Origin of the sequence: Pseudomonas putida, assembly GCF_028682175.1 — a bacterium.
GTDB lineage: Bacteria > Pseudomonadota > Gammaproteobacteria > Pseudomonadales > Pseudomonadaceae > Aquipseudomonas > Aquipseudomonas putida_AD.
Map to the genome: position 1 here is coordinate 44,769 of NZ_JANHKS010000015.1, position 25,285 is coordinate 70,053.

The following is a 25,285-nucleotide window of genomic DNA, read 5'->3' on the forward strand; positions in this document are numbered from 1 at the left end:
CGCTATCGCCGGCAAGCCGGACTGCTACGGTGGTGCGGTTTTTCCCGAGGCACGGCGCGCCGCACGCCCGTAGGAGCGCGCTTGCCCGCGATGGCGTCCGGTCAGCCAGCGCATCCGGCACTGACACACCGCAGTCGCGGGCTTTTCCCGACCCGCCAAAATCCTGCGGCGACCACGTTTCCTGTAGGAGTGAGCTTGCTCGCGATAGCGTTATGTCTGTGATGAGTACGGTGCCTGACACACCGCTATCGCGAGCAAGCTCACTCCTACAGGTTCTTTGCCAAACGGCTGTCAGGTGTGATGCATCAACCGCCCCATGGCCAAACACCGAAAATTCTGCAGCGCGAGAGGCACGGTACGCCGCGCTCCTACAGGGTCATGCGCAGGGCAAATTTGCCCGACCCGCCAAAATCTTGCGGCGACCACGTTTCCTGTAGGAGTGAGCTTGCTCGCGATAGCGTTATGTCTGTGATGAGTACGGTGCCTGACACACCGCTATCGCGAGCAAGCTCACTCCTACAGGTTCTTTGCCAAACTGCTGTCAGGTGTGATGCATCAACCGCCCCATGGCCAAACACCGAGAATCCTGCAGCGCGAGAGGCACGGTACGCCGCGCGCCTGTAGGAGCGCGCTTGCCCGCGATGGCGTCCTCAAGACCGCTCCCGCCGGCAAGCCGTGCTGCTACGGGTATGTCGTTGGGCCAATCTGGGTCATGCGCGGTGCAAGGTCGCCAGGAACGCCGCGGCGCTGACGAACAACCCGGCAAAGGTGCGGTTCATCCGGCGTTGCTGCTTGGGGGTCTTGAGGGCGCGCAGCACCTTCGAGGCCAGCCCTGTGTAACCGGCCATGACGGTCAGGTCCACCGCCACCATGGTCACGGTGATGGTCAGGTACTGAGGCAGCAGCGGCAGGTGGGTGTCGATGAACTGCGGCAGGATCGCCAGCATGAACACCAGCGCCTTGGGGTTGCTGATGTTCACCAGAAAGCCCCGGGCAACCAGCGCCAGCGGCTTGCCAATCGGACGGATGCTCGCGTTATCGGACAGGTCGGTGGGCAGCGCGCGCCATTGCTTGATGCCCAGGTACACCAGATACGCCACACCGAACCATTTGATCAGCGTGAACGCCAGCGACGAAGCCGCGAGTACCGCACCGAGCCCCGCAGCGATGATTGCGATCTGAACGATGAGCGCCAGTTGCAGCCCCAGCGCGTTCCAGTATCCCCGCCAGAAACCGTATTGCAGGCCGCTGGACATCGACGCAATGGCACCGGCTCCCGGCGAAAGACTGATGACCCAGCAGGCGGCGAAGAAGGCCAGCCATGTTTCGAGCGACATTGCGCACCTCAGGCAAGAATGTAACGTTGCCTTAACCTAAGGTTTCTGCGGCCCGAAGACCAATTATTTCTAACTGTTGCGGCGACTTGGCAGATAGCTGTGCAGGTGTGTCAGGCCTGGCCCTGTTCGCCCGCGCGCTTTTCGCCCGAGATGATCGGCGTGCCGTCGTTGCCCCGCCAGCGGCGGATCGACTTCTGGAAGAACTGGCTGTTGGGCACCTGCACCAGCGTGCCGCCCAGTTCGGCTGGCTCCACCAGCGTGGTGAACATCAGGTTGATGGCCGTGACCCGGCCCTTGATGCCAGGCTTGTCGGTGGTGTCCACCAGCTCCACCACATCGCCGATGCGAAACGGCCCCATGGTGAAGATGAACACCGCACACAGCAGGTTCGACAGCACGCTCCACATGGCGAAGAACGCCACAGCCGCCACCGCGACGAACCCTGACAACGCCGCCCACAGCACCGACGCCGAAACCCCGAGGCGACCCAGCACCGCCACCAGCGCCGTGCCCATGATGAGCCAGCGCAGGCCGCCGCGCACCATCACCAGCAGCTCAGGCGGCAGCAAGGGATAGCGCTCGGCAATGCGCGTCAGGAATCGTGCGACAAAGCGCTGCAAGGTGTAGCCGATCAACAGGATCAGCAGAATCTGCAGCGCCACCAGAATCGGTTCGATCCAGTACGCCGGAACCGGCAGGGCCAACGACTCCATCAGGACAAGGCTTCCAGTTCCGCCTGCATCGACTCCAGAAGCTCCAGCGCCTCCATCCAGGCCTCCTCCACTTCCGACTCCCGAGCTTTCAGCTTGGCCTGCTCGGCCAGCAGATCGCGCAATTTATCCTTGTTGGCGGCCTCATAGATCGCGCTGTCGCCGAGGGACGCTTCGACCTTCGCCAGCTTCTCGTGAAGGGTATTGAGCTCTTTTTCCAGCTTCTCGGCTTCACGCTTGTGCGGAGCCAGTTGCTGACGCAACGCAGCCGCCTGCTGACGCTGGGCCTTCTTGTCAGTCTTGTCGGCATTGACCGGGGTGTTGCTCACCGGTGCATTGCGCTGACGGTAATCAGCCAGCCAGCGGGTGTAGTCGTCCAGGTCGCCGTCGAACTCTTCGACCACGCCATCGGCTACCAGCAGGAAGTTGTCCGTGGTGCTCTTGAGCAGGTGGCGGTCGTGGGAAACCACCAGCACCGCACCGCCGAACTCCTGCAAAGCCATGGTCAGCGCCAGGCGCATTTCCAGGTCCAGGTGGTTGGTCGGTTCGTCGAGCAGCAACAGGTTCGGCTTGTCCCAGGCGATCAAGGCCAGGGCCAGGCGGGCCTTCTCACCACCGGAGAAATTCAGCACCGGCTCTTCAAGGCGCGCGCCCCGGAAGTCGAAACCGCCGAGGAAATCGCGCAGGGTCTGCTCGCGCTCGGTCGGGGCGATGCGCTGCAAATGCAGCAATGGGCTTGCCTTGGCGTCCAGCGAATCGAGCTGGTGCTGGGCGAAGTAGCCGACCGTGGTGTTCTCGCCCCGATACAGGCGCCCGCTCAGGGGCTCAAGCTCGCCAGCGAGGTTCTTGATCAGCGTGGATTTACCGGCACCGTTAGGGCCCAACAGACCGATTCGCGCGCCAGGCGTCAGTTGCAGCTTGACCTTCTGCAGGATGGCCTTGTCGCCATAACCCAGGCGGGCGTCCGACAGGTCCAGCAGCGGGCTCGAGATCTTGTCCGACTCGCGGAACGAGAAGTTGAACGGCGAATCCACATGGGCCGCCGACAGCTCTTCCATCCGTTCCAGCGCCTTGATCCGGCTTTGGGCCTGACGGGCCTTGGTGGCCTGGGCCTTGAAGCGGGCGATGTACTTTTCCATGTGCGCGCGCTGCGCCTGCTGCTTCTCGAAGGCTTGCTGCTGCTGAGCCAGACGCTCGGCGCGAGCCCGTTCGAAAGCGCTGTAGCCACCGCGGTACAGGGTGATTTTCTTCTGTTCGACGTGGGCGATGTGATCGACCACCGAGTCGAGGAAGTCCCGGTCGTGGGAAATCAGCAGCAGTGTGCCCGGATAGCCCTTGAGCCAGTCTTCAAGCCAGAGAATGGCGTCCAGATCCAGGTGGTTGGTCGGTTCGTCGAGCAGCAACAGATCCGACGGACACATCAAGGCCTGCGCCAGGTTCAGACGCATCCGCCAGCCGCCGGAGAAACTTCCGACCTGTCGTTCCATCTGATCGTTAGTGAAGCCCAGGCCTGCGAGCAATTTGCGCGCGCGGGCGTCGGCGGTATAACCGTCGGCGCTGTCGAGTTCAGAGTGCAGGCGAGCCTGGGCTGCGCCGTCGTGGGCAGCCTCGGCGGCAGCCAGATCATTTTGTACCTGGCGCAGACGGATATCTCCGTCCAGGACGTAGTCCACCGCTAGGCGCTCAAGGGTATCGACCTCTTGGCGCATGTGGGCGATACGCCAGTCGGCGGGCAACGAGCAATCACCGTTATCGGGTGACAGCTCCCCGCGCAACAGGGCGAACAGGCTGGATTTGCCGGCGCCATTGGCGCCGATCAGGCCGGCTTTCTGGCCGGCGTGCAGGGTCAGCTCGGCGTCTTCTAGCAGACGTTGCGGACCACGCTGTAAGGTGAGGCTTTGAAGTCGGATCATAATGGCGGCGGAGTCTACCAGCTTCGTCCAGAACGGGTAGATGACTATGCATGCAGACCTATGGAGTTTCACCCTGGATTTTTACGCACGCCCCGGTGTTGAACAGGCGTGTCTGACGCTGCAAGCCCACGGCGGCAATGTCTGCGCGCTGTTGTGTGGCGTCTGGCTGGACCAGAACCGCACCCCTTTCGATAGCGCGCGTGCAGGACAAATCAGACAATTGGCGTCGCCCTGGCACGATCAGGTGGTAGGCCCGTTGCGCGCGCTGCGCACGCAGTGGAAAAGCGCAGCCGCCACCGATGAAGAACTGGGCGCGTTACGTGAACGTTTGAAGGTGCTGGAACTGGATGCCGAGCGAGAGTTGCTGGTCAGGCTGCAACGGTTGATTCAGGACTGGCCTGAGCGAGGCGCGCAAAGGACTGGCGCCTGGCTGGAAGCGCTCGCGGGGGACGCCGCGCACCATGCCCCGGACGCGCTGCAGATTCTGCAGCACGCCGGGGAGGACATCACTTAGGAAGCGCTGCCTGGCGTCGAACCCGATGCAGGGGTCGCTGCGGGGGTCGCAGGCGCTACCGAAGCGGCTGGCGCGGTGGCCTGAGTCGATGCTGCCGGAGCAGCTGTCGCAGGCTTGGCGGCTGCCGGTGTCGCAGGTTTTGCGGCTGGTTTTGCTGCTGGGCGGGCCGCAGGTTTCGCTGCTGCTGGCTTGGCGGCGGCTGGCTTGGCCGCAGGTTTTGCAGCAGCCGGCTTGGCAGCTACCGGTTTGGCTGCAGGTTTGGCAGCGGCTGGCTTGGCTGCGGTCTTGGCGGCAGCCGGTTTCGCGGCAGGCTTGGCAGCAGCGGTGGCAGGCTTGGCTGCAGGTTTTGCAGCAGCAGTCCTGGCCGGAGCCTTGGCGGCAACCGGTGCTTTTGCAGCCGGTTTGGCGGCAGGTTTGCTCGCAGCTTTGGCAGCGACAGGCGCCTTGGCAGCAGCAGGTTTGGCGGCGGCGGTTTTAGCAGCAGGTTTGGCTGCAGCTTTCACCGGGGCCTTGACCACAGGTTTTGCAGCGGCTTTGACCGGCGCTTTCGCAGCGGCGGCTTTGGCAGGTGCCTTGGCAGCAGCGGCTTTGGCAGCAGGTTTTGCAACTGGCTTGGCGGCTGGTTTCGCGGCAGCCTTGGCAGCAGGTTTAGCCGCAACCTTGGTCGGTGCCTTCGCTGCACGGTCGCTCAACGCCTTGCCCACGGCTTCCTTCACACGGCCAACGCCCTGCGCCAGCTTCAGGCTTTCCTGAGCGTCGCGCTTGAGGTTCTGGATGTAGGTGCGGGTTTCGGTCTGGCGATCTTTCAGCGCATCGAGCAACGCTTCAAGTTCATCGACGCCGGCCTTGGCCTTGGCCTGCGCCTTGGCTTTGCCGGCAGTGGCGGCGTCCTGCAGTTTGGTGCGCGACTTGTGCAGTTTTTCCTGCGCCTTGCCGCGTTGTTTTTCGAGCTTGGCGAGCAACTTCTCGGCGTCAGCCAAAGCTGTGGAACAGGCATTTTCGAGATGTTCGAGCAAGCTGCTCGAGAGTTGTTGGAGCAAATGCAACGGAGTGTTTACTGGCTTCTTGTTGGCCGACATGACTTTCCTCCTGACTGATTTGAATGCGGCTCATACTAGACCTCTGCCCGCTACGCCGCTAGGGCATCTTGACACTACAATTTCCGGTCTGTTGCACTCGCACGAAAAACAGCACATCTACCCATCACACTCGGCCCCCGGCGCTGGCATAATCGCCACTCCCCAGGCCGGAGAGCATTCATGTCGCGCTACCTGTTTATGTCGTTGTTCCTCTTGGTACCCCTTGCTCACGCGACCGATGCCCCACCCTCCGACAATGCCCATGACCTGGCGTACAGCCTGGGCGCGAGCCTGGGTGAACGCCTGCGCCAGGAGGCGCCAGACCTGCAGTTGCCGGCACTGATCGAAGGCCTGCAACAGGCGTATCAGAACAAGCCGCTGGCGATAAAACAGGAACGCATGGAGCAGATCCTCAGCGACCACGACGCAGCGCTCACGCAAGCTGAAAATTCCGGCCAGTCCGAGCCGCAGACCGAAGCTGCACTCAAGGAAGAGCGCCGGTTCATGGACAGCGAGAGAGCCAAGCCGGGTGTGCGCCAGCTCGCCGACGGCATTCTGATGACCGAGCTGACACCCGGTTCAGGCCCCAAGCCCGACATCAACGGTCGCGTGCAGGTGAAGTACGTCGGACGCCTGCCTGACGGCACGATCTTCGACCAGAACCCGCAGCCTCAGTGGTTCCGTCTGGACAGCGTGATTGCCGGCTGGACCACGGCGCTGGCCGACATGCCAGTCGGTGCCAAATGGCGTCTGGTGATTCCATCCGCGCAAGCCTACGGGGCCGAAGGCGCAGGCGACCTGATCGATCCGTTCACCCCGCTGGTGTTCGAAATCGAGCTGCTCGGGGTCTCCCAGTAACAGTAAAACCAGGCAACAAAAAAGGGTGCTCGAAGGCACCCTTTTTTACATCAGACCGACTCAGGCCTGGGCTGTAGCCGACTCGCTGTGAGCCGTGTGCAGCACTTCGATCAGGCAATCCTCAAGTTCGAACCGCTCATGGAGCAGGCCACCCAGCTCCTTGAATTTTTCCGCGACGCATTTGCCTTCGTCACACAGATCGTTGAAGGCCAGAAGCTTTTCGGTGATGACGTCGATGCGGGGATAGATCGTGTCGGCGAGTTCAAGACCGCGCTGATCATTGAACGCCTTGGCCTCGCCCGTCAGTTGCTCGTAGATTTCGAAATGACCGGCCGAGACATAATCGACCAGGGTGCCGCAGAATTCCTGCAGCTGCTTGGTGGTTTCCGACAAGGCATGGGGCTCTGCACCCAGAACATCGTAAGCCTTGATAAGCTCGGCGCGCTCCAGCAACCAGCGATCGATCAGCTTGTGAACTCCGCCCCAGCGTTCCTGAGCATTCTGACAACTTTCCAGCATGATGTTCTCTCTTCCCTTCAGGGGCACGCTGCCTGAAATCGCTTGGCGATCCGGCCTGATGCTTATGAAAACCGGCTCTGAAAAACGTCGACAGCAGCCTAAATCCGATGACGCGTGCGGCCCAGATTATGCCCGCTCGACCAGGCCTTCAAGGTACGTCGCCGATAAAGTTCATACAAGCGTTTAATCCGCCGACCCCACATCCATTGATCTGAACGGGCGAAATTCGATTACCAGGTAGTACAGCGCAAACAGACCAAGCCCCGAAAAAACCAGCAGGCTCCACTCCGGCGCACTGATCCCCAGAAGCGACCAGGTGATTTCCGAGCACCCCGCGCCACCGACGAGAATCAGGTAGACGACCTTCCAGAAAGGCTGGGAGTCGAGCAGGTATTGCAGGTTTTCGGCACAGGAAGCGGGGACGTCCACCGGCAGGTCTTGCAACCACACTTGCCGCGCCGCGACCGCGGCGCCTGCCAGCGCAAAGACGAACAGAGCCCCGGAGTAGACGCGCCAACCATTCATGCCGGGCTTGTGCAATACCGCAATCAGGCACAGACCCGAGCAGATCAGCAACAGACCACGCTGCAGGAAACACAGCGGGCAAGGTGCGCCTAACGCGACGCGCTCAAGATAGAAAGCAGCTCCCACGACCGATGCGCAGGCGAGGAACGCCAGGAAAAACAGAGAGCGCGTGCGGGCCAGATGCATGGAAAATCCGTAACAAAAGACGAAGGCGGCTACGGTAGAGGAAAGGCGGACCCGCTTTCAAGGCGGCCAGAGGAGGATATTTCCTTCATTGCGTAGGGATTTCCGGATTCCAACGATAGGAATTTGAACTGCCACTCTGCTCATTCATGGCAAGGCTTATAGCAATTAGGGAAACGTCCTACACCAAGCGCCGCGAAGACAGCAAAAAGGCCCGAACACGGGCCTTTTGCGGTGACAGCGAAGCAAAGGTCAGGCGCGGGCGAGAGCAGGCAGCGGACGCGCCAATAAACGCTCATCCAGCAGGCCAAGCCCTTCTTGAAACAGCTGGTTGCTGCGGTCGGTTTCACCCAGTTGCCCAAGAAGCCGGGCAAGCTCGGCACAGGCTTCAGGGTTGCGCTGCAGCCTGAGGCTCGCCTCCAGATAGTCCCGCGCCTTGCCCCACAGGCTGCCTTGCAGGCACAAACGGCCCAGGGTCAGCAGCAGACCCGGATCGTCGGAATGGCCCTTGAGCCAGCCCTCGGCGGTTTGCAGTTGCCGGGCCGGATCGTTGCCTCGAACCAGGCCGTACAACCGCGCCAGATGGCTGTTGTAGTCGCGTTTCATGGCGGTGCGCAGCACCTCTTCGGCCTGGGCATCGGCGCCGTGGCGACGCAACTGTTCGGCGTACGCCAGAATGAGCGCAGGCTCCTGACGCTGGGCCGAGGTCAGTTGCTGCCAGGCCTGCTCCAGCGCTGGCAGGCCAGCGGCCTCGGATTCGTTTCCAGTCGGGCGGTACGCAGCCAGCGAGAGGTTTTCGCCCCAGGCACGCTTTTCCAGTTCCGCCAGTTCCTGGACAGGCAGGACCTTGTCCTTGCGCAGTTCAGGCATCAGGCGAATCAGCTCGGACCACTCGCCGCGCTGGCGATACAGACGCTGCAATTGGCGCAGCACCTGCGGGTTGTGCGGATGACGCTCCTGCATCGCTTGCAGGGTCGAGAGCGCGCCATCGCTGTCGCCACGGTCGAGTTGCAACTGGGCGTGGTTCAGGGCAATGGCCAGCTCGGCGTGCGGCTGACGCTCCAGGGCGCGCTCCAGCAGGTTGTCGCTGTCCTCGTAACGACCCTGCTCATTGGCTGCACGCGCTGCGCCCAGGTAGAACTGCAAAGGCTGCGGCTCGGCTTCGGCGGCGCGGCTCAGGTGCTTCTGCGCGCTGGCCCAGCGACCTTCGGCCAGGTCCATCTGCCCCTGCTCGATAGCGTTCTGCACGCGACGGCTGCGGTTACGTCGGGACCACGGATTGACCACCCCGCCCGAGGTGGTCAGCAACGTCACCAGGCCGCGCACGATCCAGATCAGTAAACCGATTGCCACCAGCAAGCCCAGCGCCGCCCACAGGCTGGATTCGTAGCGGAAGCTGTCGTAGGCGATCAGCACGTAACCCGCATGCCGGGAAATGGCCAGCCCCACCAGCGCCGCCACCACGATCAGTACGAAGACGATCACATAGGCGCGCTTCATGGCTTGCTCCCGGACTGCGCTCCGTCAGCCGGCTGCTCCAGCGCGCCGCCCACTGGTTTGTGGCGCTGCTCAAGGTACGCCTGCACGGCGCCCAGGCTCTGGGTCAGGTCCGGGGTCATGACGGAGACCGGCTGTCTGGCCAGTTCGTCCAGGCGCTCGCCCAGCACTTTGCTCTGCGGGTTGTCCTGATTGAAGTTCGCGTCCAGCACGCTGCGCGCTTCGGCCACGGCCTTGCTGTAGACCGGCGCCTCACCGTTGAGGGCGGCCCACTGAGCCTGCTCCAGCGCCAGGCTCAGGGCCAGGCGAACCTGGGTCAGGCTTTCGCCTGCCAGCAACGGACGGATGTTTTTATCGGCGTTGAAATCGATGCGGATGTACTGGGAAATCTTGTCCCACCACTTGGCCCAATAGCTGTCTTCGCTGCCATCGGTAAGGCCGAGCAGCGACTGGCCCTTGTCCTTGTACTCAGGCGCCAGCGCATTGAGTTGCACCGCCTGCTCACGCAGCGCGGCCAGTTGCAGGAACAGCCCGGTGCGGTCCGGTTGATCGACACTGCGCAGCGCCGCCAGGCTCTTGGCCAGTTGCTCGCGGGCAGCGTAGGCACCCGGATCGTCCTGCTCGCGCAGGATTTCATCGGCGCCCTGCACCAGCGCCTGAGCGCTGTTGATGTCCTGCAACGCAGACAACCGCAGGCTGGCCAGACGCAGCAAGTGCTCGGCTTCGGCCAGGCGCCAGTCCTTGCGGCTGGCGCCGAGCACGGTTTCCAGACGCTGACTCAGGCGCTGCTGGTCGCCCTGAAGCTGGGTGACCAGACGGCGGCGGTCTTCCAGCTCCGCGGCAGGCGGCAGTTGCGCCAGGCGCGCGGCCAGTTGCTCTTCGCTCTGCTTGAGGCTTTGGGTCTGGGCAGTAATGTCCTGCAACTGCCCGGACTGCTGCTGATGGCCGGCCTGGATCGCTCGAAGCTGCCAGACGCTCCAGCCACCGACGGCAACGCCTGCCGCGCCCAGCAGTAACGCCAGTACAGCCAGCCCCGTAGCGGAGCGACGATGGGAAGGTTCTTTTTGCGCTGGACCTTGCAACGGCTCAGGTTTGGCCATTACCGGTTCAACGTCATCTTTGGGCAAGACTGTTTCGCTCACGTATCCATCCTGTGCATTTGGGCGCAATCGCGTCGTACGACTCGTCGATCATTACGCCTGAGAGGCAGGTTCGGGTTGTTCCCGCAACGCTGCCAGCAAGGCCGCGGCACTCGCGCCACGACAGTCCACTACGCTCTGAGCCCCGGCTTCACGGGCAAGTTCTGCGACCCTGGGGCTCGGTACGAATAAAGGCAACCGCGCCAGTTGCGGCCAGGCATCGCCCGCAAGCTGACGCAGATGTTCAAAACCCTGTCCACTGCTGACCACCAGCCCGTTCAGGCGTTCCGCCTCGACTCGTTGTGGCAGGACGAACGCCGGGTACTGCGGCAACGAGCGACGGTACAGCGGCAGATAATCGACAGCAACTCCCTGCTCACGCAGCTGCTCGGCCAGCCATTCGCGGCCGTCTTCGCCGCGCATGATCAGCACTTTGGGATCGTAGCCAGAAATGGCGGCTTGCAGTTGCGGCAGAGCGACCAGCGCTTCGCTGTCATCGCCCTGCTCGGGGTAGAACACCCGCAGGCCGTAGTCATCGAGAATCTGCGCGGTGGCGGCACCCACTGCAAACCAGTCCTGCATCGGCGGTTGCGGCCAGACTTCATCGACCAGTTCCAGCCCCAGCCGGGCCGCAGGCTTGCTGACCACGATCACCGCGCAATACGCAGCGAGGTTGTAGATGATCGAGCGATTTTCTTCCGAAACCGGCAACGGCTGGATGTCCAGAAGCGGCAGGCTGCTGCTGAAAATGCCTTCTTCGGCCAGGGTCAGGGCCAGTGCCTGGGACTCCTCGGCCGGACGCGTCAGCAGCAGGCGCCAGCCCTTCACTCCTCGCCCGCCTCGCCGTACACCGCCTTGAGGATCTGCGCAGCGCCCTGCGCCAGCAGCGCTTCGGCCACCTGTACGCCCAAGCTTTGCGCATCTGCCAGCGGTGCTCGCGCTTCGGCGTGAAGCAGCAGGCTGCCGGCAGGGTCGCCCACCAGGCCACGCAGCCACAGCTGGTTGTTTTCCAGCACGGCGTAGCAGGCAATCGGGACCTGGCAGCCGCCATTGAGGTGCTTGTTCAGCGCACGTTCTGCGGTGACGCGCACGGCGGTGTCGATGTGGTGCAGTGGCGCCAGCAAGGCGTGAAGCTCTGTGTCGGCAGTGCGGCACTCGATGCCTACGGCACCCTGGCCACCGGCGGGCAGGCTGTCCTCGACGCTGATCGCCGAGGTGATGCGATCTTCGAAGCCAAGGCGAATCAGGCCGGCGGCGGCAAGGATGATCGCGTCGTATTCACCGGCATCGAGCTTGGCCAGACGAGTATTGACGTTGCCGCGCAGGAAATGGATTTTCAGGTCGGGACGGCGCGCCAGCAACTGGGCTTGACGACGCAGGCTGGACGTACCGACGATGCTGCCGGCAGGCAGATCGTCGAGACTTGCGAAGGAGTTGGACACGAACGCATCGCGCGGATCTTCTCGCTCACAGATGCAGAACAGGCCCAGCCCCTGGGGGAAATCCATCGGCACGTCTTTCATGGAGTGCACGGCGATGTCCGCTTCGTTTTCCAGCAGGGCGGTTTCCAGCTCCTTGACGAACAGGCCCTTGCCGCCGATTTTCGACAACGGGGAGTCCAGCAGCTTGTCGCCACGGCTGACCATTGGAACCAGGGACACGGCAAGGCCTGGGTGGGCCTGTTCCAGGCGAGCCTTGACGTACTCGGCCTGCCAGAGGGCCAGCGCGCTTTTGCGGGTGGCGATGCGGATTTCGCGAAGGGACATGGATCAATCCGTACTGAGTGAATGCGCCGATGATAACAGTTCGGCCCAGACGGGCCGAATGACTGTCTTGTATCCGCACGCATCATGAACTCAATCGGTGCACGCAGGCCATGCGACGGCGTGTCGCTTCCAAGGGTTGAGACCTGACCGCGATATTACTGCTGGAGACCCGCTCCTGTAGGAGTGAGCTTGCTCGCGATAGCGGTGTGTCATGCAGCAAGTTTTTGCCTGACGCACCGCTATCGCGAGCAAGCTCACTCCTACAGGTTCAGCCGAATGGGCTCAAAGCTGCTGCATCATCTTGCGCACGCCCGCCACATGCCGGCGGCTGACGATCAGCGCATCGCCATTGAGCCCCTTGAGGAACAGCTGGAAATGCCCCAGGGGCGTTCGCTGCAGGCGCTCTATACGGTCGCGGGCCACCAGGGCGTTACGGTGGATGCGCACGAAGCGATCACCGAACTCGTCTTCCAGCGCCTTGAGCGGCTCATCGAGAAGTACCTCGCCGTCTTCGTGGCGCAGGGTCACGTACTTGTGGTCAGCGATGAAATAGATCACGTGATCCAGCGGAATCAGCTCGATGCCCTTGCGGGTGCGGGCACTGATGTGGCTGCGCGGGCCGTTGCCGCTTTCGGCAGCGGGCCGGGTCATGGCGGCCAGTTGCACGCGGTTGGGGCGCTCGGCCTTTTTCAGGGCTTCGAGCAGGTTTTCAGGGCGCACCGGCTTGACCAGATATCCCACGGCGCTGACCTGGAAAGCCTCCAGGGCAAACTCATCATGGGCGGTACAAAAGACCACTGCCGGAGGGGTGTCGCGTTCGCACAGTTTGGCTGCGACCTGGAGTCCGTCCAGGCCCGGCATGCGAATGTCGAGCAACACCACGTCGGGCTTGAGGCTGTCGATCAGCGTCAGGGCTTCTTCGCCATTGGTGGCACTGGGTTCAAGGACCCGATAGCCCTCCAGGTCGCCAACCAGACGGCTCAGGCGATCGCGGGCTAGGGGTTCGTCATCAACGATCAGGACATTCATATTGCTCTGGCTTCCTGCGTGAGTCTCGCACAAGGATAGCGTAGACAGGTGAAGTGACGACCGTCACGGCGTTCCACGCTCAGACTCGCGAGAGGGCCAAAAAGTGCCGTGATTCGGGCGCCGATATTTGCCAAGGCCTGCTGAGTGCCGCTCGAAGCCTGCCTCAGGCTGGCTTCTTCATAGGGATTACTGACACGCAATATGAATACTCCCCGTTCGTAGTTCGCCTCGACCCTGACCACCCCGCCTTCGACGCGGGGCGCGATACCGTAGATCAATGCGTTCTCAAGTAATGGCTGCAAGGTTAGCTGGGGAATCGGCACATCGTCGGGAATTGCACTGACGTCCCAGTCCAACTGTAGACGCTCGCCAAGTCGATATTGCTCAATCGATAGATATCGTTTGGCCAACTCCAGCTCATCTCGCCACGTGGTCAGGCTGCCGGGCTTTCCCAGGCTGGCGCGAAACAGGTCCGACAGATCCAGCACCGCCTGCTCGGCCTTGCGCGGGTCACTGGTGACCAGGCTTGCGATGCTGTTGAGCGTGTTGAACAGAAAGTGCGGCCGGATCCGCGCCTGCAATGACTCGATCCTGGCCCGCAACTCCGCCTGTTGCTGTTTGCGCCACTGACTCTGCAGATAAAAGTAGCGCAACATCAGCGCAGACATGATGAGTGCAATCAACGAATAACGAAGATAGCGCTCGATGTCCCCGTCTGCGGCACTGGCGCCCTCGATCTGACAATAGTCAGTCACCCCGGTGCACGCCAACGTCACGGCCACCACCAGCAGGCAACCCAGGGCCCCGGCGATGCCAGGCTTCAAACGCGCGAGCCAGGGCCGCAAGCCGCACAGCAACGCCGCCGACAGCAGCACGATCCACTGCACGAACAGCGAAATCAAAGCCAGGCGCACCCAGTCGAAGCCCGGATGCATGGGTTCGACCAGCACCAGGACCAGCACCAGCAGTTCGGCCAGCACGACCAGAACCAGCAGCGCCCCGGGCAGGCACAGTTCCGGAAGGAAGAACTCGGTTCCGGCCGCAGCGCTCTGGCCCGGATTGTTGCGCTCGATTTGCATGGGTTCAGTCTCTGCCCTCGCGCCCCTGCGGGCAAGCCGCCCGGCATAAAAAACAGCAATGCTGTTATCATCGCCCGCGCCTTTTGAAAACGGCGACGCGAATTCTCAATCAGCACAGTAACCAGCACAGCAGCGAGCGAATCCATGAGCACCGACAAGACCAACCAGTCCTGGGGCGGCCGCTTCAGTGAACCCGTCGACGCCTTCGTCGCACGCTTCACCGCCTCCGTCACTTTCGACCAGCGCCTCTACCGCCACGACATCATGGGCTCGATCGCCCACGCCACGATGCTGGCCAAGGTCGGGGTACTGACCGATGCCGAACGCGACACCATCATTGACGGCCTGAAGACCATTCAAGGCGAGATCGAAGCCGGTACGTTCGACTGGCGCGTGGACCTGGAAGACGTGCACATGAACATCGAAGCGCGTCTGACTGACCGCATCGGTATCACCGGCAAGAAACTGCACACCGGCCGCAGCCGCAACGACCAGGTCGCCACCGACATCCGCCTGTGGCTGCGTGACGAGATCGACCTGATCCTGGCTGAAATCACTCGCCTGCAAGAAGGCCTGCTGGGCCTGGCCGAGCGTGAAGCCCAAACCATCATGCCGGGCTTCACTCACCTGCAGACCGCACAGCCTGTGACCTTCGGCCACCACATGCTGGCCTGGTTCGAAATGCTCAGCCGCGACCACGAGCGCCTGGTCGATTGCCGCAAGCGCACCAACCGCATGCCACTGGGCAGCGCGGCGCTGGCCGGCACCACCTACCCGATCGATCGCGAACTGACCTGCCAGTTGCTGGGTTTCGAAGCCGTAGGCGGCAACTCGCTGGACAGCGTTTCGGATCGCGACTTCGCCATCGAATTCTGCGCAGCCGCAAGCGTAGCCATGATGCACCTGTCGCGCTTCTCCGAAGAGCTGGTGCTGTGGACCAGCGCGCAGTTCCAGTTCATCGACCTGCCTGACCGCTTCTGCACCGGCAGCTCGATCATGCCGCAAAAGAAAAATCCCGACGTGCCTGAGCTGGTGCGTGGCAAGAGCGGCCGCGTGTTCGGCGCGCTGATGGGCCTGCTGACCCTGATGAAAGGCCAGCCGCTGGCCTACAACAAGGACAACCAGGAAGACAAGGAGCCACTGTTCGACGCCGCCGACACCCTGCGTGACTCGCTGCGCGCCTTCGCCGACATGATTCCCGCGATCAAGCCCAAGCACGAAATCATGCGTGAAGCGGCCCTGCGCGGTTTCTCGACGGCGACTGACCTGGCCGACTACCTGGTGCGCCGTGGCCTGCCGTTCCGTGACTGCCACGAGATCGTCGGCCATGCCGTGAAATACGGCGTGCAAACCGGCAAGGACCTGGCCGAAATGACACTGGACGAGCTGCGCCAGTTCAGCGACCAGATCGAGCAGGACGTGTTCGCCGTGCTGACCCTGGAAGGCTCGGTCAACGCCCGCGACCATATCGGCGGCACCGCCCCGGCTCAGGTCAAGGCGGCCGTGGTGCGTGGCAAGCAATTGCTCGCCACCCGCTAACCCGTAGGAGCGCGCTTGCCCGCGATAGCGGTGTGTCAGTCGACGAATCAGTCATGGACACACCGCCGTCGCGGGCAAGCGCGCTCCTACAAGCAGTACCTTTCCGAGGAGTTCGCCATGAGCGACCAGATCGACAACGATGAAGAAGAATTCGCTGGATCGACCCTGATCCAGGCGATCGAAAACCAGATCGAGAGCGACAACCCGCCTGCTGCAAAGGCCACGTTCAACAAGCTGACGCTGGTGGGTTACGAGCGTGACGACATCCTGGAAATGATGGCCCACGTGCTGGCGTTCGAAATCGACGACATGCTCGAAGCCGATCGCCCGTTCGACAACGAGTGGTACGAAAAAGCCCTGCGCGCCCTGCCGGAGCTGCCACCGGGCGTAAAGCTCGAAGACGACGAGTAAACGACGAAAACCCCGTAGCAGCGCGGCTTGCCGGCGGGGCGGTGTGTCAGTTGAACAATGTTTGGCTGACACACCGCTCCCGCCGGCAAGCCGTGCTGCTACGAGAGCAAGACAATGCCCCGCGCCAAAACGTCACCTGACGACCGGCCAGATACTTTCTGCAAAACCCCCAGACGCTTACTACACTCCAGATGCCCCGCTGCCGCTTCGAAAACGGGGTTGTCACGTCTGCGATGCACTCGCCGCGTCATTCATTAGAAAAAGTCTGGAGCCTCTATGTCGTTCACCCCTGAATTGGTTGCCGAACTGGAAATCCTGTCTCTGTTCAATCTGCGCAATACCCAGGAGGGCTTGAAGGTCCATCACGTGGCCGCCCCTGCAGCCATCGCTGCCGCCCAACGACTCTTTGACAAAGGCCTGACCACTCAGGTCGACGGTGGTTATCTCACAAGCCTCGGGCTGGACGCCGCCGAACACGCGCAATCGCTGCTCATCATTCTGTCTGCCGCCCAGGAAGCGGCCTGAGGTCGCCCGCTCGCGAAACCTTTGCTCAGGATGTGTGAAATAAAGGTTTCGCGAACCCTTCATTTATAAGATGCTGCGCCGATAGAATTCTGACGCCAGAAAAAACACTAACAGTCGCGTCAACGACCGTTGCTCGCCCCTGTACCTTCTTCCTGCCGTCCAGTTCGCCACCCCAGCAGTGCCGCTCGCCGGCCTTGAGTCGCGATGACGCGTAGTTTCGAAATCCGCCCCGACCTGGATGAGGGCATCGACCGCAAGGTTCTCAGCCAGTTACGCAACCGCTTCCTGACCCTCAATGAAGGGCGGATCGCGCGTGCCAATGAAGGTCTGTCCACACGTCAGCAATCGGTTCTGGCGCTGCTGCCGCTGTTCTTTCACGTCAATCACCCGCTGCTGCCCGGCTATGTGTCCGGCGCCACGCCTGCGGGTGTTTCAAATTACGAACCCGACGCCCAGGCCCTTGCCGAAGCCCAGCGCCTGACCCGCTCGTTTTCCTACAGACCGAAGCGCGGCAGTGCGCCGCAACCGATCCACGGCATCTTCCTGATGGGCAGCCTGGGCACCCTCGCCCAGGCCGATCACAGCGACATGGACGTGTGGATCTGCCACGACACCCTGCTTCCCCCCGAGCAGGTGCAGGAGCTGCGCAAGAAATGCCAGGCGCTGGAAACCTGGGCAGCGACCATGGGCGCCGAGGTGCACTTTTTCCTGATCGACCCGCAGCGCTTCGTGCTGGGCGAGCGCGACGCGCAACTGAGCGGCGAAGACTGCGGGACCACCCAGCACTACCTGCTGCTGGACGAGTTCTACCGCACGGCCATCTGGCTGGCCGGGCGCACGCCGATGTGGTGGCTGGTGCCTGTCTACGAAGAATCCCGTTACGCCGAATACACCCATACGCTGCTGTCCAAGCGCTTCATTCGGGCCGATGAGGCCATCGACCTGGGTAACATGTCCCACATCCCGCCAGGAGAATTCATCGGCGCAGGGTTGTGGCAACTGTTCAAGGGGATCGAATCGCCCTACAAGTCAGTGCTCAAGTTGCTGCTGACCGAGGTCTACGCCAGCGAACATCCGAACGTGCAGTGCCTGAGCATGCGCCTCAAGCAGCAGGTGTTCGCCAACCGCACCGACCTCGACGAGCTGGACCCCTACATGATGGTCTACCGTCGCATCGAGGAGTACCTGCTGGGCCGCGGCGAAACCGAGCGGCTGGAGCTGGTGCGGCGCAGCCTGTACCTGAAAGTGAACAAGAAACTCACCGGTCTGCCGCGCCAGCGCACCACCAGTTGGCAGCGCCAGTTGCTCGACAAGCTGGCCAGGGAATGGAAATGGGACGAGCGCCAACTGGCGCTGCTCGACAGCCGCAGCCAGTGGAAGGTGCGCCAGGTCGCCAGCGAGCGCCGGGCGCTGGTCAGCGAGCTGAATTACAGCTACCGCTTCCTGACCCAGTTCGCCCGAAACCAGAACGTCATCAGCTCGATCAACAAACGCGACCTGAGCGTGCTCGGACGCAGGCTTTACGCAGCCTTCGAGCGCAAGGCGGGCAAGGTCGAGTTCGTCAATCCCGGCATCGCCCCGGACCTGGCCGAGGACACCCTGACGCTGGTGCAGTCGCCCAACAAGCTTGAGCCCGGCAAGTACCAGTGGGGCCTCTACAACGGCAATCTCGGCATCCAGGAGTGGGAACATTTCGCGCCGATCAAGCGCAGCCGCGAATTGCTGGAGCTGCTCGCCTGGTGTCATCGCAACAATGTGATCGACAGCAGCACCCGCCTGGCGCTGCACCCCGGCACCAGTGACCTGACCGAATTCGAGCTGTTCAACCTGCAAGGCGCCTTGCAACAGAGCCTGCCGATGCCACTGGGCGTGGTGAGTGAAGAAGCGCTGTTGCGCCCCAGCGTGCCGACGGAAATCCTGTTGCTAGTGAATGTGGGCGTCGATCCGCTCAAGCACCACAAGGACCTGAACATCCTGATGACCACCGAGCGCACGGACTCGCTCAGTTACGCAGGCGTGCGGGAAAACCTGGTGCTGACCCTCGACCAGATCACCCTCAACAGCTGGAACGAGGTGCTGGTCAGCCGCTTCGATGGCCCATACGCGCTGCTCGACTGCCTGACCGAACTGCTCAATCACCTGCCCGATTCGCAGCCCAGACCGGTGATTCGTGTGCGCTGTTTCTGCCACAACCGCGCCCCGGCCATCGCCCAGCGGGTCGAGGAGCTGGTCAATACCGCGCAGTTGCTCTTGGCCAGGCGGCTGAATCATCGCTACCTGATCCAGATCGAGCAGAAGTATCACGTGCTGGAGATGACGCCGGGCCAGGTCACTCACGTCCCGCTCGATAAGCTGCCGGCGCTGTACGACTATCTGGGCGAGGAATTGCCCGATTACAGCCCGATCCATCTGGACCCGCAGGCGCTGGATGACAGCGATCTGTCGCTGATCATTCCTCACGGCCAGCCAGAATGTATCCAGGTGTTCTACCGCATCAGCGAGCCCTGGGCCGATCTGTACGTACTCGATGAGCACAATGCGCTGTGGCACCAGCGCCTGCCCTGGCACGACGAGCCCAGCCTGCTGATGCCGATCCAGCGCTTCCTGCAATCGCTGATGTACCGCCGCGGGGCATTGCTGCCGCTGGACAACCCGATGGATCCGCAGGTGCTGGAAACCCTGTACTACCGCATCACCCCGGACGGCAGCGCCCGCGCGCGGCGTATCGAGCAGCGGCTGGCGCCCGTGACCCGCACCGACAAACCGTTCTACGACGTGCAGGCCATCGTCGAGGAAGCCGCGCCGGGTGAGGTCAACGTCACGCTGTACTGCGATGGCATGGAGTTTTCGGAGCTGGAATTCGGCGAGCAACTGTTCAGCATCGTGGCCCGGCAGATCCTTGACCGGCGCAGCGAGCCGCAGCGCTATCGTTGCTACATCACGGACCTGGATCTATCCGGTGTGCTGACGGAAACCCGCGGCCAGACGATCCTGTTTCTGCGCTACAAGGCCGAGCTTGAGAAGTCGCTGAATGATGCGATGGATGAGGCTTGATCCCACAAGTCACACCACCCCGTAGCAGCACGGCTTGCCGGCGGGAGCGGTGTGTCAGCCAGACATTTTCCAACTGACACACCGCTCCCGCCGGCAAGCCGTGCTGCTACGGGGGAGCTAGGCGTCCAGACGACGTCGCTCGGCCTGGCGCACGATCTCGCGCCGGCGCTCGTCGGTTGCCGCACGCCATTCGCGGATGTCTTCGACGTGGCGCAGGCATCCGGTACACACTTTCTGCTCATCGAGCCGGCACACGCTGATGCACGGCGAAGGCACCGCCGGGCTGACGTTGCTGAACAGCGGCTTGGGCGGGCGGACGGGGGCGGTGCTGGTGGTCACGATCAGTTGCCGTCGATGGCTTCGAAGTCGATTTCCACGCCGGCCTGCTTCAGCGCCAGGCGGCCGAGCATCTCGCCCAGCAGCTCTTCGGTCTTGTCGCAGACCCAACGCTTTTCCTCGGCGTCGTAGTCGAAGTGAAAACCGCCTGCGACAGCGGCCAGCCAGAGCTGACGCAGCGGCTCCTGGCGGCTGAAGATGAATTGAGTGCCGTTCTCGAATTTCACGGTCAGCACGCCGGCCGAACTCTCAAGGTCCAGGTCCAGGTCGCTCTCGTCGAAAATATCTTCGAGCTTTTCTTGGGTCGCATCGACCAGGTCGTGAAAACGGGCTTCGGTCAAACTCATTGCAGGAACCTCGAAAGTGTCTACTGATGGCGCAGCGACGCAAGATACGGTCGCTTACAGCCAATTGCAAAGCATACCCGCCCTTCGGCGACTTGCCGCGCCAAAAAAACGCACGTTCATCGGCAGGCACACCGGCGGTTGCGTCAAAGCCCCGCCGGACGGGAACCCTGGCGCATAGGCAATCTGTCGGGTGGTGGGTATACTCGGGCGCAATTAATGCTTATCCAAAGGATTTCGCCATGAAGCGCCTGATTTCCTCACTGGCCGCGCTGCTTGCTGTCGCGTGCCTGGTCTCTGCCTGCGGTCAGAAAGGTCCACTGTATCTGCCAGACGACGAACAGTCCGATGCACCTGGCGCCCAGACCAAATCGCACTCGCACAAGCATTCGACCTACTAGGGATCAGCCATGGAAGCCTTCAACTACCGCGGCGGTGAGCTGTTCGCGGAAGGCGTGGCATTGTCTGCCATCGCCGAGCGGTTCGGCACGCCGACCTACGTCTATTCTCGCGCTCACATCGAGGCGCAATACCGCGCCTACGCCGATGCCCTGAGCGGCATGCCGCACCTGGTGTGCTTCGCGGTCAAGGCCAACTCCAACCTGGGCGTGCTCAATGTGCTGGCGCGCCTGGGTGCCGGTTTCGACATCGTTTCCCGTGGCGAACTGGAGCGCGTGCTGGCCGCAGGCGGCCAGGGCGACAAGATCGTCTTCTCCGGCGTCGGCAAGACCCGTGACGACATGCGCCGCGCCCTTGAAGTGGGCGTGCATTGCTTCAACGTCGAATCCACCGACGAACTGGAGCGCCTGCAGGTCGTGGCCGCCGAAATGGGCGTGCGCGCCCCGGTTTCGCTGCGTGTGAACCCCGACGTTGACGCGGGCACCCACCCGTACATTTCCACGGGCCTCAAAGAAAACAAGTTCGGCATCGGCATCGAGCAGGCCGAAGACGTGTACATCCGCGCGGCCCAGTTGCCGAACCTGGAAGTGATCGGCGTCGATTGCCACATCGGTTCGCAACTGACCACCCTGTCGCCTTTCGTCGATGCGCTGGATCGCCTGCTGGACCTGGTCGACCGTCTGAGCGACTGCGGCATCCAGCTGCGTCACCTGGATCTGGGTGGCGGCCTGGGCGTGCGCTACCGCGACGAAGAGCCGCCGCTGGCCGGCGACTACATCAAGGCCGTGCGTGAGCGCCTGGCCGGTCGCGACCTGGCGCTGATGTTCGAGCCGGGTCGTTTTATCGTCGCCAACGCAGGCGTACTGGTGACCCAGGTCGAGTACCTCAAGCACACCGAACACAAGGATTTCGCCATCGTCGATGCGGCCATGAACGACCTGATTCGTCCGGCGCTGTACCAGGCCTGGATGAATGTCACGGCGGTCAAGCCACGCGACGGCGCGACCCGCACCTACGACATCGTTGGCCCGATCTGCGAAACCGGCGACTTCCTGGCCAAGGAGCGCGAACTGGCACTGGCCGAAGGCGATCTGCTGGCTGTGCACTCTGCCGGCGCCTACGGTTTCGTCATGAGCTCCAACTACAACACCCGCGGGCGTGCCGCCGAGGTTCTGGTGGATGGCGATCAGGCATTCGAAGTGCGTCGTCGTGAAACCGTGACTGAGCTGTTTGCCGGCGAAAGCCTGCTGCCGGAGTAAGCCCATGCTGCTGCGTTTTACCAAGATGCATGGCCTGGGCAACGACTTCATGGTGCTGGACCTCGTGAGCCAGCACGCGCACATCCTGCCCAAGCACGCCAAGCAATGGGGCGATCGACACACCGGTATCGGTTTCGATCAGCTGCTGCTGGTTGAAGCGCCGAGCAATCCGGACGTGGATTTCCGCTACCGGATCTTCAATTCCGACGGCTCTGAAGTCGAGCAGTGCGGCAACGGAGCGCGCTGCTTTGCGCGCTTCGTGCTGGACAAGCGCCTGACGGCCAAGAAACAGATTCGCGTGGAAACCAAGGGCGGCATCATCGAGCTGGACATCCGTAACGATGGCCAGATCAGCGTCGACATGGGCGCGCCGCGCCTGGTGCCTGCCGACATTCCGTTCGATGCGCCGCAACAGGCCACCAGCTACACGCTGGATGTCGAAGGCGAAAGCGTCGAGCTGGCCGCCGTGTCCATGGGCAATCCCCATGCGGTGCTGCGGGTTTTCGACATCAATAACGCACCGGTTCACAGCCTGGGCCCGAAAATCGAGAACCATCCCCGCTTTCCTGCGCGGGTGAACGTCGGTTTCCTGCACGTCGTGGATCGTCAGCGCGCACAATTGCGTGTCTGGGAGCGTGGCGCCGGGGAAACCCAGGCCTGCGGTACCGGCGCATGTGCGGCAGCGGTTGCGGCCATCAGCCAGGGCTGGATGGATTCGCCGCTGCTGATCGATCTGCCTGGCGGACGCCTGTCCATCGAGTGGGGCGGCCCTGGCCAGCCCGTGCTGATGACCGGCCCCGCCGTCAGGGTCTATGAAGGCCAAGTACGTCTATGAGTGAGAGCATGCAATGACCGACCAGCCTCAGACTTCAACCGACCTGCCCAGCGAATCGCCTGCCGATGACGCAGCGCCCGCCCTTGAAGCCGAGGCTGTCGCGAAATGGCTTGCACAACACCCGGACTTTTTCGCCGAACACGATGAGCTGCTGACCAGCATGCGCATCCCCCACCAGCGCGGCGACAGCGTCTCGCTGGTGGAGCGCCAGCTCAAGCTGCTGCGCGAGCGCAACATCGAGATGCGCCATCGCCTGTCGCAACTGATGGACGTGGCCCGGGACAACGACCGCCTGTTCGAAAAGACCCGTCGCCTGATTCTCGCGCTGATGGACGCCACCAGCCTCGAAGAAATCGTCATCGCCGTGGAAGACAGCCTGCGCCAGGACTTTCAGGTGCCCTTCGTCAGCCTGATCCTGTTCAGCGACAACCCCATGACCGTTGGCCGCTGGGTCAGCGCAGCCGAAGCGCAGAAGGCCATTGGCGGGCTGATGTCGGGTGGCAAGACCGTTTGCGGCGCCCTGCGTGAGCACGAACTGGAATTCCTGTTCGGCGCCGACCAGAGCAAGGAAGTGGGCTCGACCGCCATCGTTTCCCTGAGCCACCAGGGCTTGCACGGCGTGCTCGCCATCGGCAGCCGCGATCCGCAGCACTACAAGAGTTCGGTCGGTACCCTGTTCCTGAGCTACATCGCCGACGTGCTGAGCCGCCTGTTGCCGCGCTTCACCAACGCCCTGCGTTCGGTCCGCTAGTCATGGAACGGCAACTGGACGCTTACTGCACGCACCTGCGCAGTGAGCGCCAAGTGTCGGGCCACACGCTGCAGGCCTACCGCCGTGACCTGAGCACGGTGCTGGGCTACTGCGAAAAACAGCAGATCGCCAGCTGGCAGGCACTGGACGCCCAGGCCATGCGCGGCCTGGTGGCACGCCTGCATTCACAAGGCCAGTCATCACGCAGCATCGCAAGATTGCTGTCGGCGGTGCGCGGCTTCTATCACTACCTCAACCGCGAGGGCCTGTGCGATCACGATCCGGCCAATGGCCTCGCGCCGCCCAAGGGCGAGCGGCGACTGCCCCGCACGCTGGACACCGACCGCGCCCTGCAGCTGCTTGAAGGCGGTGTCGAGGATGATTTCATCGCCCGCCGCGATCAGGCGATCCTCGAGCTGTTCTATTCGTCAGGCCTGCGGCTGTCCGAGCTGACGGGGCTGAACTGCGAGAATCTGGATCTGGCCGACGGCCTGGTTCAGGTGCTCGGCAAGGGCAGCAAGATGCGCGTCCTGCCCGTGGGTAAAAAGGCTCGGGAGGCGCTGGAACAGTGGCTCAAACAACGCGCACTGGCCAACCCGCAGGACGACGCGGTATTCGTCAGCCAGCAGGGCCGACGCCTGGGCCCGCGCTCGATTCAGCTGCGGGTCAAGGCCGCCGGCGAGCGCGAACTGGGGCAGAACCTGCACCCGCACATGCTGCGGCACTCTTTCGCCAGCCACTTGCTGGAATCGTCGCAGGATCTGCGCGCCGTACAGGAACTGCTCGGCCACGCGGACATCACCACCACGCAGATCTACACCCATCTGGATTTTCAGCACCTGGCAACGGTGTATGACAGCGCCCACCCAAGGGCCAAACGCAAGGATTCTTCTGACCATGAGCATTAAGCTGATCACCTTCGACCTGGACGACACCCTGTGGGACACCGCACCGGTGATCGTCAGCGCAGAGGCCATGCTCCGGGACTGGCTGGCCGAGCACGCGCCCAAGCTCGGGCCTGTGCCGGTGGAGCATCTGTGGGAAATCCGCTCGCGGTTGGTCGAAGCCGACCCGAGCTTGAAGCACCGAATCAGTGCACTGCGCCGTCGGGTGTTGTTTCATGCGCTGGAGGATGCCGGTTATCCACAGGCCGAGGCGCAGGATCTGGCGGATCAGAGTTTCGAAGTGTTCCTGCACGGACGGCATCAGCTGGATATCTTCCCTGAAGTGGTGCCGACCCTGGAAATCCTCACCCGCTCCTACACCCTGGGCGTGGTCACCAACGGCAACGCGGACGTGCGGCGCCTGGGGCTTGCAGACTTCTTTGCCTTTGCGTTGTGCGCCGAAGACATAGGCATCGGCAAACCCGACCCCGCGCCGTTCCTCGAGGCCCTCAAACGCGGCAAGGCCCAGGCCTTCGAGGCCGTGCACATCGGCGACCACCCCGGCGACGACATCGCCGGCGCCCAACAGGCCGGCCTGCGTGCGATCTGGTACAACCCGGGGGGCAAGGTGTGGGAAGCCGACAGAAGACCCGATGCAGAAATCGAGAGCCTGACGGAGTTGCCTGAGGTGTTGTCGCGTTGGGGGTGAGTGTTGGCTTGCGACCATTACTCTGATGCCCTTCGGGCCGGATCGCGAGCAAGCTCACTCCTACATTTGCTGCAACGTGCCGCATTCTGAT

26 protein-coding genes are annotated in these 25,285 nt (G+C 62.7%); 12 read left to right on the plus strand and 14 right to left on the minus strand.

Annotated elements, in window-relative coordinates:
• Window positions 1–710: 710 nt before the first annotated feature.
• From NPS29_RS13050 to NPS29_RS13060, 3 genes are all read right to left on the minus strand, one after another.
• Window positions 711–1,337 carry a LysE family transporter gene (locus tag NPS29_RS13050; RefSeq protein WP_274133042.1) on the minus strand — a complete coding sequence of 209 codons (627 nt, stop codon included), beginning with the start codon at window positions 1,335–1,337 and terminating at the stop codon, window positions 711–713.
• Window positions 1,338–1,447: 110 nt separating this feature from the next.
• Window positions 1,448–2,050, minus strand: coding sequence for a mechanosensitive ion channel family protein (locus NPS29_RS13055; protein WP_274133043.1), 603 nt, complete (start codon window positions 2,048–2,050; stop codon window positions 1,448–1,450).
• Entirely contained in the window at window positions 2,050–3,960 is a 1,911-nt protein-coding gene (locus NPS29_RS13060) for an ATP-binding cassette domain-containing protein (protein WP_274133044.1), read from the minus strand. The genes NPS29_RS13055 and NPS29_RS13060 overlap by 1 nt, the downstream gene beginning before the upstream one ends.
• Before the next feature lie 46 nt (window positions 3,961–4,006).
• Here NPS29_RS13060 and NPS29_RS13065 point away from each other — a divergent pair, with 46 nt between their 5' ends.
• On the plus strand, window positions 4,007–4,474 hold the full coding sequence (locus tag NPS29_RS13065) for a TIGR02444 family protein (RefSeq protein ID WP_274133129.1): 468 nt from the start codon (window positions 4,007–4,009) through the stop codon (window positions 4,472–4,474).
• On the opposite strand, the gene NPS29_RS13070 is transcribed toward NPS29_RS13065, so the two are convergent.
• On the minus strand, window positions 4,471–5,553 hold the full coding sequence (locus NPS29_RS13070) for an AlgP family protein (protein ID WP_274133045.1): 1,083 nt from the start codon (window positions 5,551–5,553) through the stop codon (window positions 4,471–4,473). The two genes, NPS29_RS13065 and NPS29_RS13070, sit on opposite strands and share 4 nt — an antisense overlap.
• A 180-nt stretch (window positions 5,554–5,733) precedes the next feature.
• Here NPS29_RS13070 and NPS29_RS13075 point away from each other — a divergent pair, with 180 nt between their 5' ends.
• Window positions 5,734–6,411: an FKBP-type peptidyl-prolyl cis-trans isomerase gene (locus NPS29_RS13075; protein ID WP_274133046.1), complete on the plus strand. Its 678-nt coding sequence runs from the start codon at window positions 5,734–5,736 to the stop codon at window positions 6,409–6,411.
• Window positions 6,412–6,471: 60 nt separating this feature from the next.
• On the opposite strand, the gene rsd is transcribed toward NPS29_RS13075, so the two are convergent.
• The 8 genes from rsd to NPS29_RS13115 form a co-directional block, all read right to left on the minus strand.
• Window positions 6,472–6,930 carry a sigma D regulator gene (gene rsd / locus NPS29_RS13080; RefSeq protein ID WP_274133047.1) on the minus strand — a complete coding sequence of 153 codons (459 nt, stop codon included), beginning with the start codon at window positions 6,928–6,930 and terminating at the stop codon, window positions 6,472–6,474.
• 183 nt (window positions 6,931–7,113) lie between these two features.
• Window positions 7,114–7,641 carry a disulfide bond formation protein B gene (locus NPS29_RS13085; protein WP_274133048.1) on the minus strand — a complete coding sequence of 176 codons (528 nt, stop codon included), beginning with the start codon at window positions 7,639–7,641 and terminating at the stop codon, window positions 7,114–7,116.
• A 249-nt stretch (window positions 7,642–7,890) separates the two neighbouring features.
• On the minus strand, window positions 7,891–9,138 hold the full coding sequence (locus NPS29_RS13090) for a heme biosynthesis protein HemY (protein ID WP_274133049.1): 1,248 nt from the start codon (window positions 9,136–9,138) through the stop codon (window positions 7,891–7,893).
• Window positions 9,135–10,277, minus strand: a complete 1,143-nt coding sequence (locus tag NPS29_RS13095; RefSeq protein WP_274133050.1) for a uroporphyrinogen-III C-methyltransferase — start codon at window positions 10,275–10,277, stop codon at window positions 9,135–9,137. Before NPS29_RS13095 ends, NPS29_RS13090 begins: the two co-directional genes overlap by 4 nt.
• Window positions 10,278–10,328: 51 nt before the next feature.
• Window positions 10,329–11,102: a uroporphyrinogen-III synthase gene (locus NPS29_RS13100; RefSeq protein ID WP_274133051.1), complete on the minus strand. Its 774-nt coding sequence runs from the start codon at window positions 11,100–11,102 to the stop codon at window positions 10,329–10,331.
• The gene (hemC, locus tag NPS29_RS13105) at window positions 11,099–12,040 is read right to left on the minus strand and encodes a hydroxymethylbilane synthase (RefSeq protein WP_274133052.1); all 942 of its coding nucleotides are present in this window, start codon (window positions 12,038–12,040) and stop codon (window positions 11,099–11,101) included. Before hemC ends, NPS29_RS13100 begins: the two co-directional genes overlap by 4 nt.
• 282 nt (window positions 12,041–12,322) lie before the next feature.
• Window positions 12,323–13,069, minus strand: coding sequence for a LytR/AlgR family response regulator transcription factor (locus NPS29_RS13110; RefSeq protein ID WP_274133053.1), 747 nt, complete (start codon window positions 13,067–13,069; stop codon window positions 12,323–12,325).
• Window positions 13,066–14,148, minus strand: coding sequence for a sensor histidine kinase (locus NPS29_RS13115; RefSeq protein ID WP_274133054.1), 1,083 nt, complete (start codon window positions 14,146–14,148; stop codon window positions 13,066–13,068). The genes NPS29_RS13110 and NPS29_RS13115 overlap by 4 nt, the downstream gene beginning before the upstream one ends.
• Before the next feature lie 144 nt (window positions 14,149–14,292).
• Here NPS29_RS13115 and argH point away from each other — a divergent pair, with 144 nt between their 5' ends.
• From argH to NPS29_RS13135, 4 genes are all read left to right on the plus strand, one after another.
• Window positions 14,293–15,687: an argininosuccinate lyase gene (gene argH / locus NPS29_RS13120; RefSeq protein ID WP_274133056.1), complete on the plus strand. Its 1,395-nt coding sequence runs from the start codon at window positions 14,293–14,295 to the stop codon at window positions 15,685–15,687.
• Window positions 15,688–15,804: 117 nt separating this feature from the next.
• Window positions 15,805–16,098: a hypothetical protein gene (locus NPS29_RS13125; RefSeq protein ID WP_274133058.1), complete on the plus strand. Its 294-nt coding sequence runs from the start codon at window positions 15,805–15,807 to the stop codon at window positions 16,096–16,098.
• A 276-nt stretch (window positions 16,099–16,374) separates the two neighbouring features.
• Complete coding sequence (locus NPS29_RS13130) at window positions 16,375–16,623, plus strand: TIGR02647 family protein (protein ID WP_274133059.1); 249 nt, start codon at window positions 16,375–16,377, stop codon at window positions 16,621–16,623.
• A gap of 204 nt (window positions 16,624–16,827) precedes the next feature.
• Entirely contained in the window at window positions 16,828–19,677 is a 2,850-nt protein-coding gene (locus NPS29_RS13135) for a class I adenylate cyclase (RefSeq protein ID WP_274133060.1), read from the plus strand.
• A 117-nt stretch (window positions 19,678–19,794) separates the two neighbouring features.
• Here NPS29_RS13135 and NPS29_RS13140 read toward each other — a convergent pair whose 3' ends face one another.
• Both NPS29_RS13140 and cyaY read right to left on the minus strand, forming a co-directional pair.
• On the minus strand, window positions 19,795–20,016 hold the full coding sequence (locus tag NPS29_RS13140; protein ID WP_274133061.1) for a DUF1289 domain-containing protein: 222 nt from the start codon (window positions 20,014–20,016) through the stop codon (window positions 19,795–19,797).
• A gap of 2 nt (window positions 20,017–20,018) precedes the next feature.
• A complete protein-coding gene (gene cyaY / locus NPS29_RS13145) occupies window positions 20,019–20,360 on the minus strand; it encodes an iron donor protein CyaY (RefSeq protein ID WP_274133062.1) in 342 nt (113 codons plus the stop codon).
• Between the two features lie 239 nt (window positions 20,361–20,599).
• Between cyaY and lptM the strand changes: the two genes are divergently transcribed.
• Genes lptM through NPS29_RS13175 form a run of 6 tightly spaced genes read left to right on the plus strand, consistent with a single transcriptional unit; the run spans window position 20,600 to window position 25,194 of the window.
• The gene (gene lptM / locus NPS29_RS13150) at window positions 20,600–20,758 is read left to right on the plus strand and encodes an LPS translocon maturation chaperone LptM (protein WP_274133063.1); all 159 of its coding nucleotides are present in this window, start codon (window positions 20,600–20,602) and stop codon (window positions 20,756–20,758) included.
• Between the two features lie 9 nt (window positions 20,759–20,767).
• Window positions 20,768–22,015: a diaminopimelate decarboxylase gene (gene lysA, locus NPS29_RS13155; protein WP_274133064.1), complete on the plus strand. Its 1,248-nt coding sequence runs from the start codon at window positions 20,768–20,770 to the stop codon at window positions 22,013–22,015.
• A gap of 4 nt (window positions 22,016–22,019) precedes the next feature.
• Window positions 22,020–22,850, plus strand: a complete 831-nt coding sequence (gene dapF / locus NPS29_RS13160) for a diaminopimelate epimerase (RefSeq protein ID WP_274133066.1) — start codon at window positions 22,020–22,022, stop codon at window positions 22,848–22,850.
• A 13-nt stretch (window positions 22,851–22,863) separates the two neighbouring features.
• A complete protein-coding gene (locus NPS29_RS13165) occupies window positions 22,864–23,601 on the plus strand; it encodes a DUF484 family protein (protein WP_274133067.1) in 738 nt (245 codons plus the stop codon).
• A 2-nt stretch (window positions 23,602–23,603) separates the two neighbouring features.
• Window positions 23,604–24,509, plus strand: coding sequence for a tyrosine recombinase XerC (xerC, locus tag NPS29_RS13170; RefSeq protein ID WP_274133069.1), 906 nt, complete (start codon window positions 23,604–23,606; stop codon window positions 24,507–24,509).
• Complete coding sequence (locus NPS29_RS13175) at window positions 24,499–25,194, plus strand: HAD family hydrolase (RefSeq protein WP_274133071.1); 696 nt, start codon at window positions 24,499–24,501, stop codon at window positions 25,192–25,194. Before xerC ends, NPS29_RS13175 begins: the two co-directional genes overlap by 11 nt.
• Window positions 25,195–25,285 lie beyond the last annotated feature (91 nt).

Excerpts from the sequence above, each read along its gene's own strand:
- NPS29_RS13050 (WP_274133042.1), bottom strand. The coding sequence starts at position 1,337 with ATGTCGCTCGAAACATGGCTGGCCTTCTTCGCCGCCTGCTGGGTCATC.
- NPS29_RS13055 (WP_274133043.1), bottom strand. The coding sequence starts at position 2,050 with ATGGAGTCGTTGGCCCTGCCGGTTCCGGCGTACTGGATCGAACCGATT.
- NPS29_RS13060 (WP_274133044.1), bottom strand. The coding sequence starts at position 3,960 with ATGATCCGACTTCAAAGCCTCACCTTACAGCGTGGTCCGCAACGTCTG.
- NPS29_RS13065 (WP_274133129.1), top strand. The coding sequence starts at position 4,007 with ATGCATGCAGACCTATGGAGTTTCACCCTGGATTTTTACGCACGCCCC.
- NPS29_RS13070 (WP_274133045.1), bottom strand. The coding sequence starts at position 5,553 with ATGTCGGCCAACAAGAAGCCAGTAAACACTCCGTTGCATTTGCTCCAA.
- NPS29_RS13075 (WP_274133046.1), top strand. The coding sequence starts at position 5,734 with ATGTCGCGCTACCTGTTTATGTCGTTGTTCCTCTTGGTACCCCTTGCT.
- rsd (WP_274133047.1), bottom strand. The coding sequence starts at position 6,930 with ATGCTGGAAAGTTGTCAGAATGCTCAGGAACGCTGGGGCGGAGTTCAC.
- NPS29_RS13085 (WP_274133048.1), bottom strand. The coding sequence starts at position 7,641 with ATGCATCTGGCCCGCACGCGCTCTCTGTTTTTCCTGGCGTTCCTCGCC.
- NPS29_RS13090 (WP_274133049.1), bottom strand. The coding sequence starts at position 9,138 with ATGAAGCGCGCCTATGTGATCGTCTTCGTACTGATCGTGGTGGCGGCG.
- hemC (WP_274133052.1), bottom strand. The coding sequence starts at position 12,040 with ATGTCCCTTCGCGAAATCCGCATCGCCACCCGCAAAAGCGCGCTGGCC.
- NPS29_RS13110 (WP_274133053.1), bottom strand. The coding sequence starts at position 13,069 with ATGAATGTCCTGATCGTTGATGACGAACCCCTAGCCCGCGATCGCCTG.
- NPS29_RS13115 (WP_274133054.1), bottom strand. The coding sequence starts at position 14,148 with ATGCAAATCGAGCGCAACAATCCGGGCCAGAGCGCTGCGGCCGGAACC.
- argH (WP_274133056.1), top strand. The coding sequence starts at position 14,293 with ATGAGCACCGACAAGACCAACCAGTCCTGGGGCGGCCGCTTCAGTGAA.
- NPS29_RS13125 (WP_274133058.1), top strand. The coding sequence starts at position 15,805 with ATGAGCGACCAGATCGACAACGATGAAGAAGAATTCGCTGGATCGACC.
- NPS29_RS13130 (WP_274133059.1), top strand. The coding sequence starts at position 16,375 with ATGTCGTTCACCCCTGAATTGGTTGCCGAACTGGAAATCCTGTCTCTG.
- NPS29_RS13135 (WP_274133060.1), top strand. The coding sequence starts at position 16,828 with ATGACGCGTAGTTTCGAAATCCGCCCCGACCTGGATGAGGGCATCGAC.
- cyaY (WP_274133062.1), bottom strand. The coding sequence starts at position 20,360 with ATGAGTTTGACCGAAGCCCGTTTTCACGACCTGGTCGATGCGACCCAA.
- lptM (WP_274133063.1), top strand. The coding sequence starts at position 20,600 with ATGAAGCGCCTGATTTCCTCACTGGCCGCGCTGCTTGCTGTCGCGTGC.
- lysA (WP_274133064.1), top strand. The coding sequence starts at position 20,768 with ATGGAAGCCTTCAACTACCGCGGCGGTGAGCTGTTCGCGGAAGGCGTG.
- dapF (WP_274133066.1), top strand. The coding sequence starts at position 22,020 with ATGCTGCTGCGTTTTACCAAGATGCATGGCCTGGGCAACGACTTCATG.
- NPS29_RS13165 (WP_274133067.1), top strand. The coding sequence starts at position 22,864 with ATGACCGACCAGCCTCAGACTTCAACCGACCTGCCCAGCGAATCGCCT.
- xerC (WP_274133069.1), top strand. The coding sequence starts at position 23,604 with ATGGAACGGCAACTGGACGCTTACTGCACGCACCTGCGCAGTGAGCGC.
- NPS29_RS13175 (WP_274133071.1), top strand. The coding sequence starts at position 24,499 with ATGAGCATTAAGCTGATCACCTTCGACCTGGACGACACCCTGTGGGAC.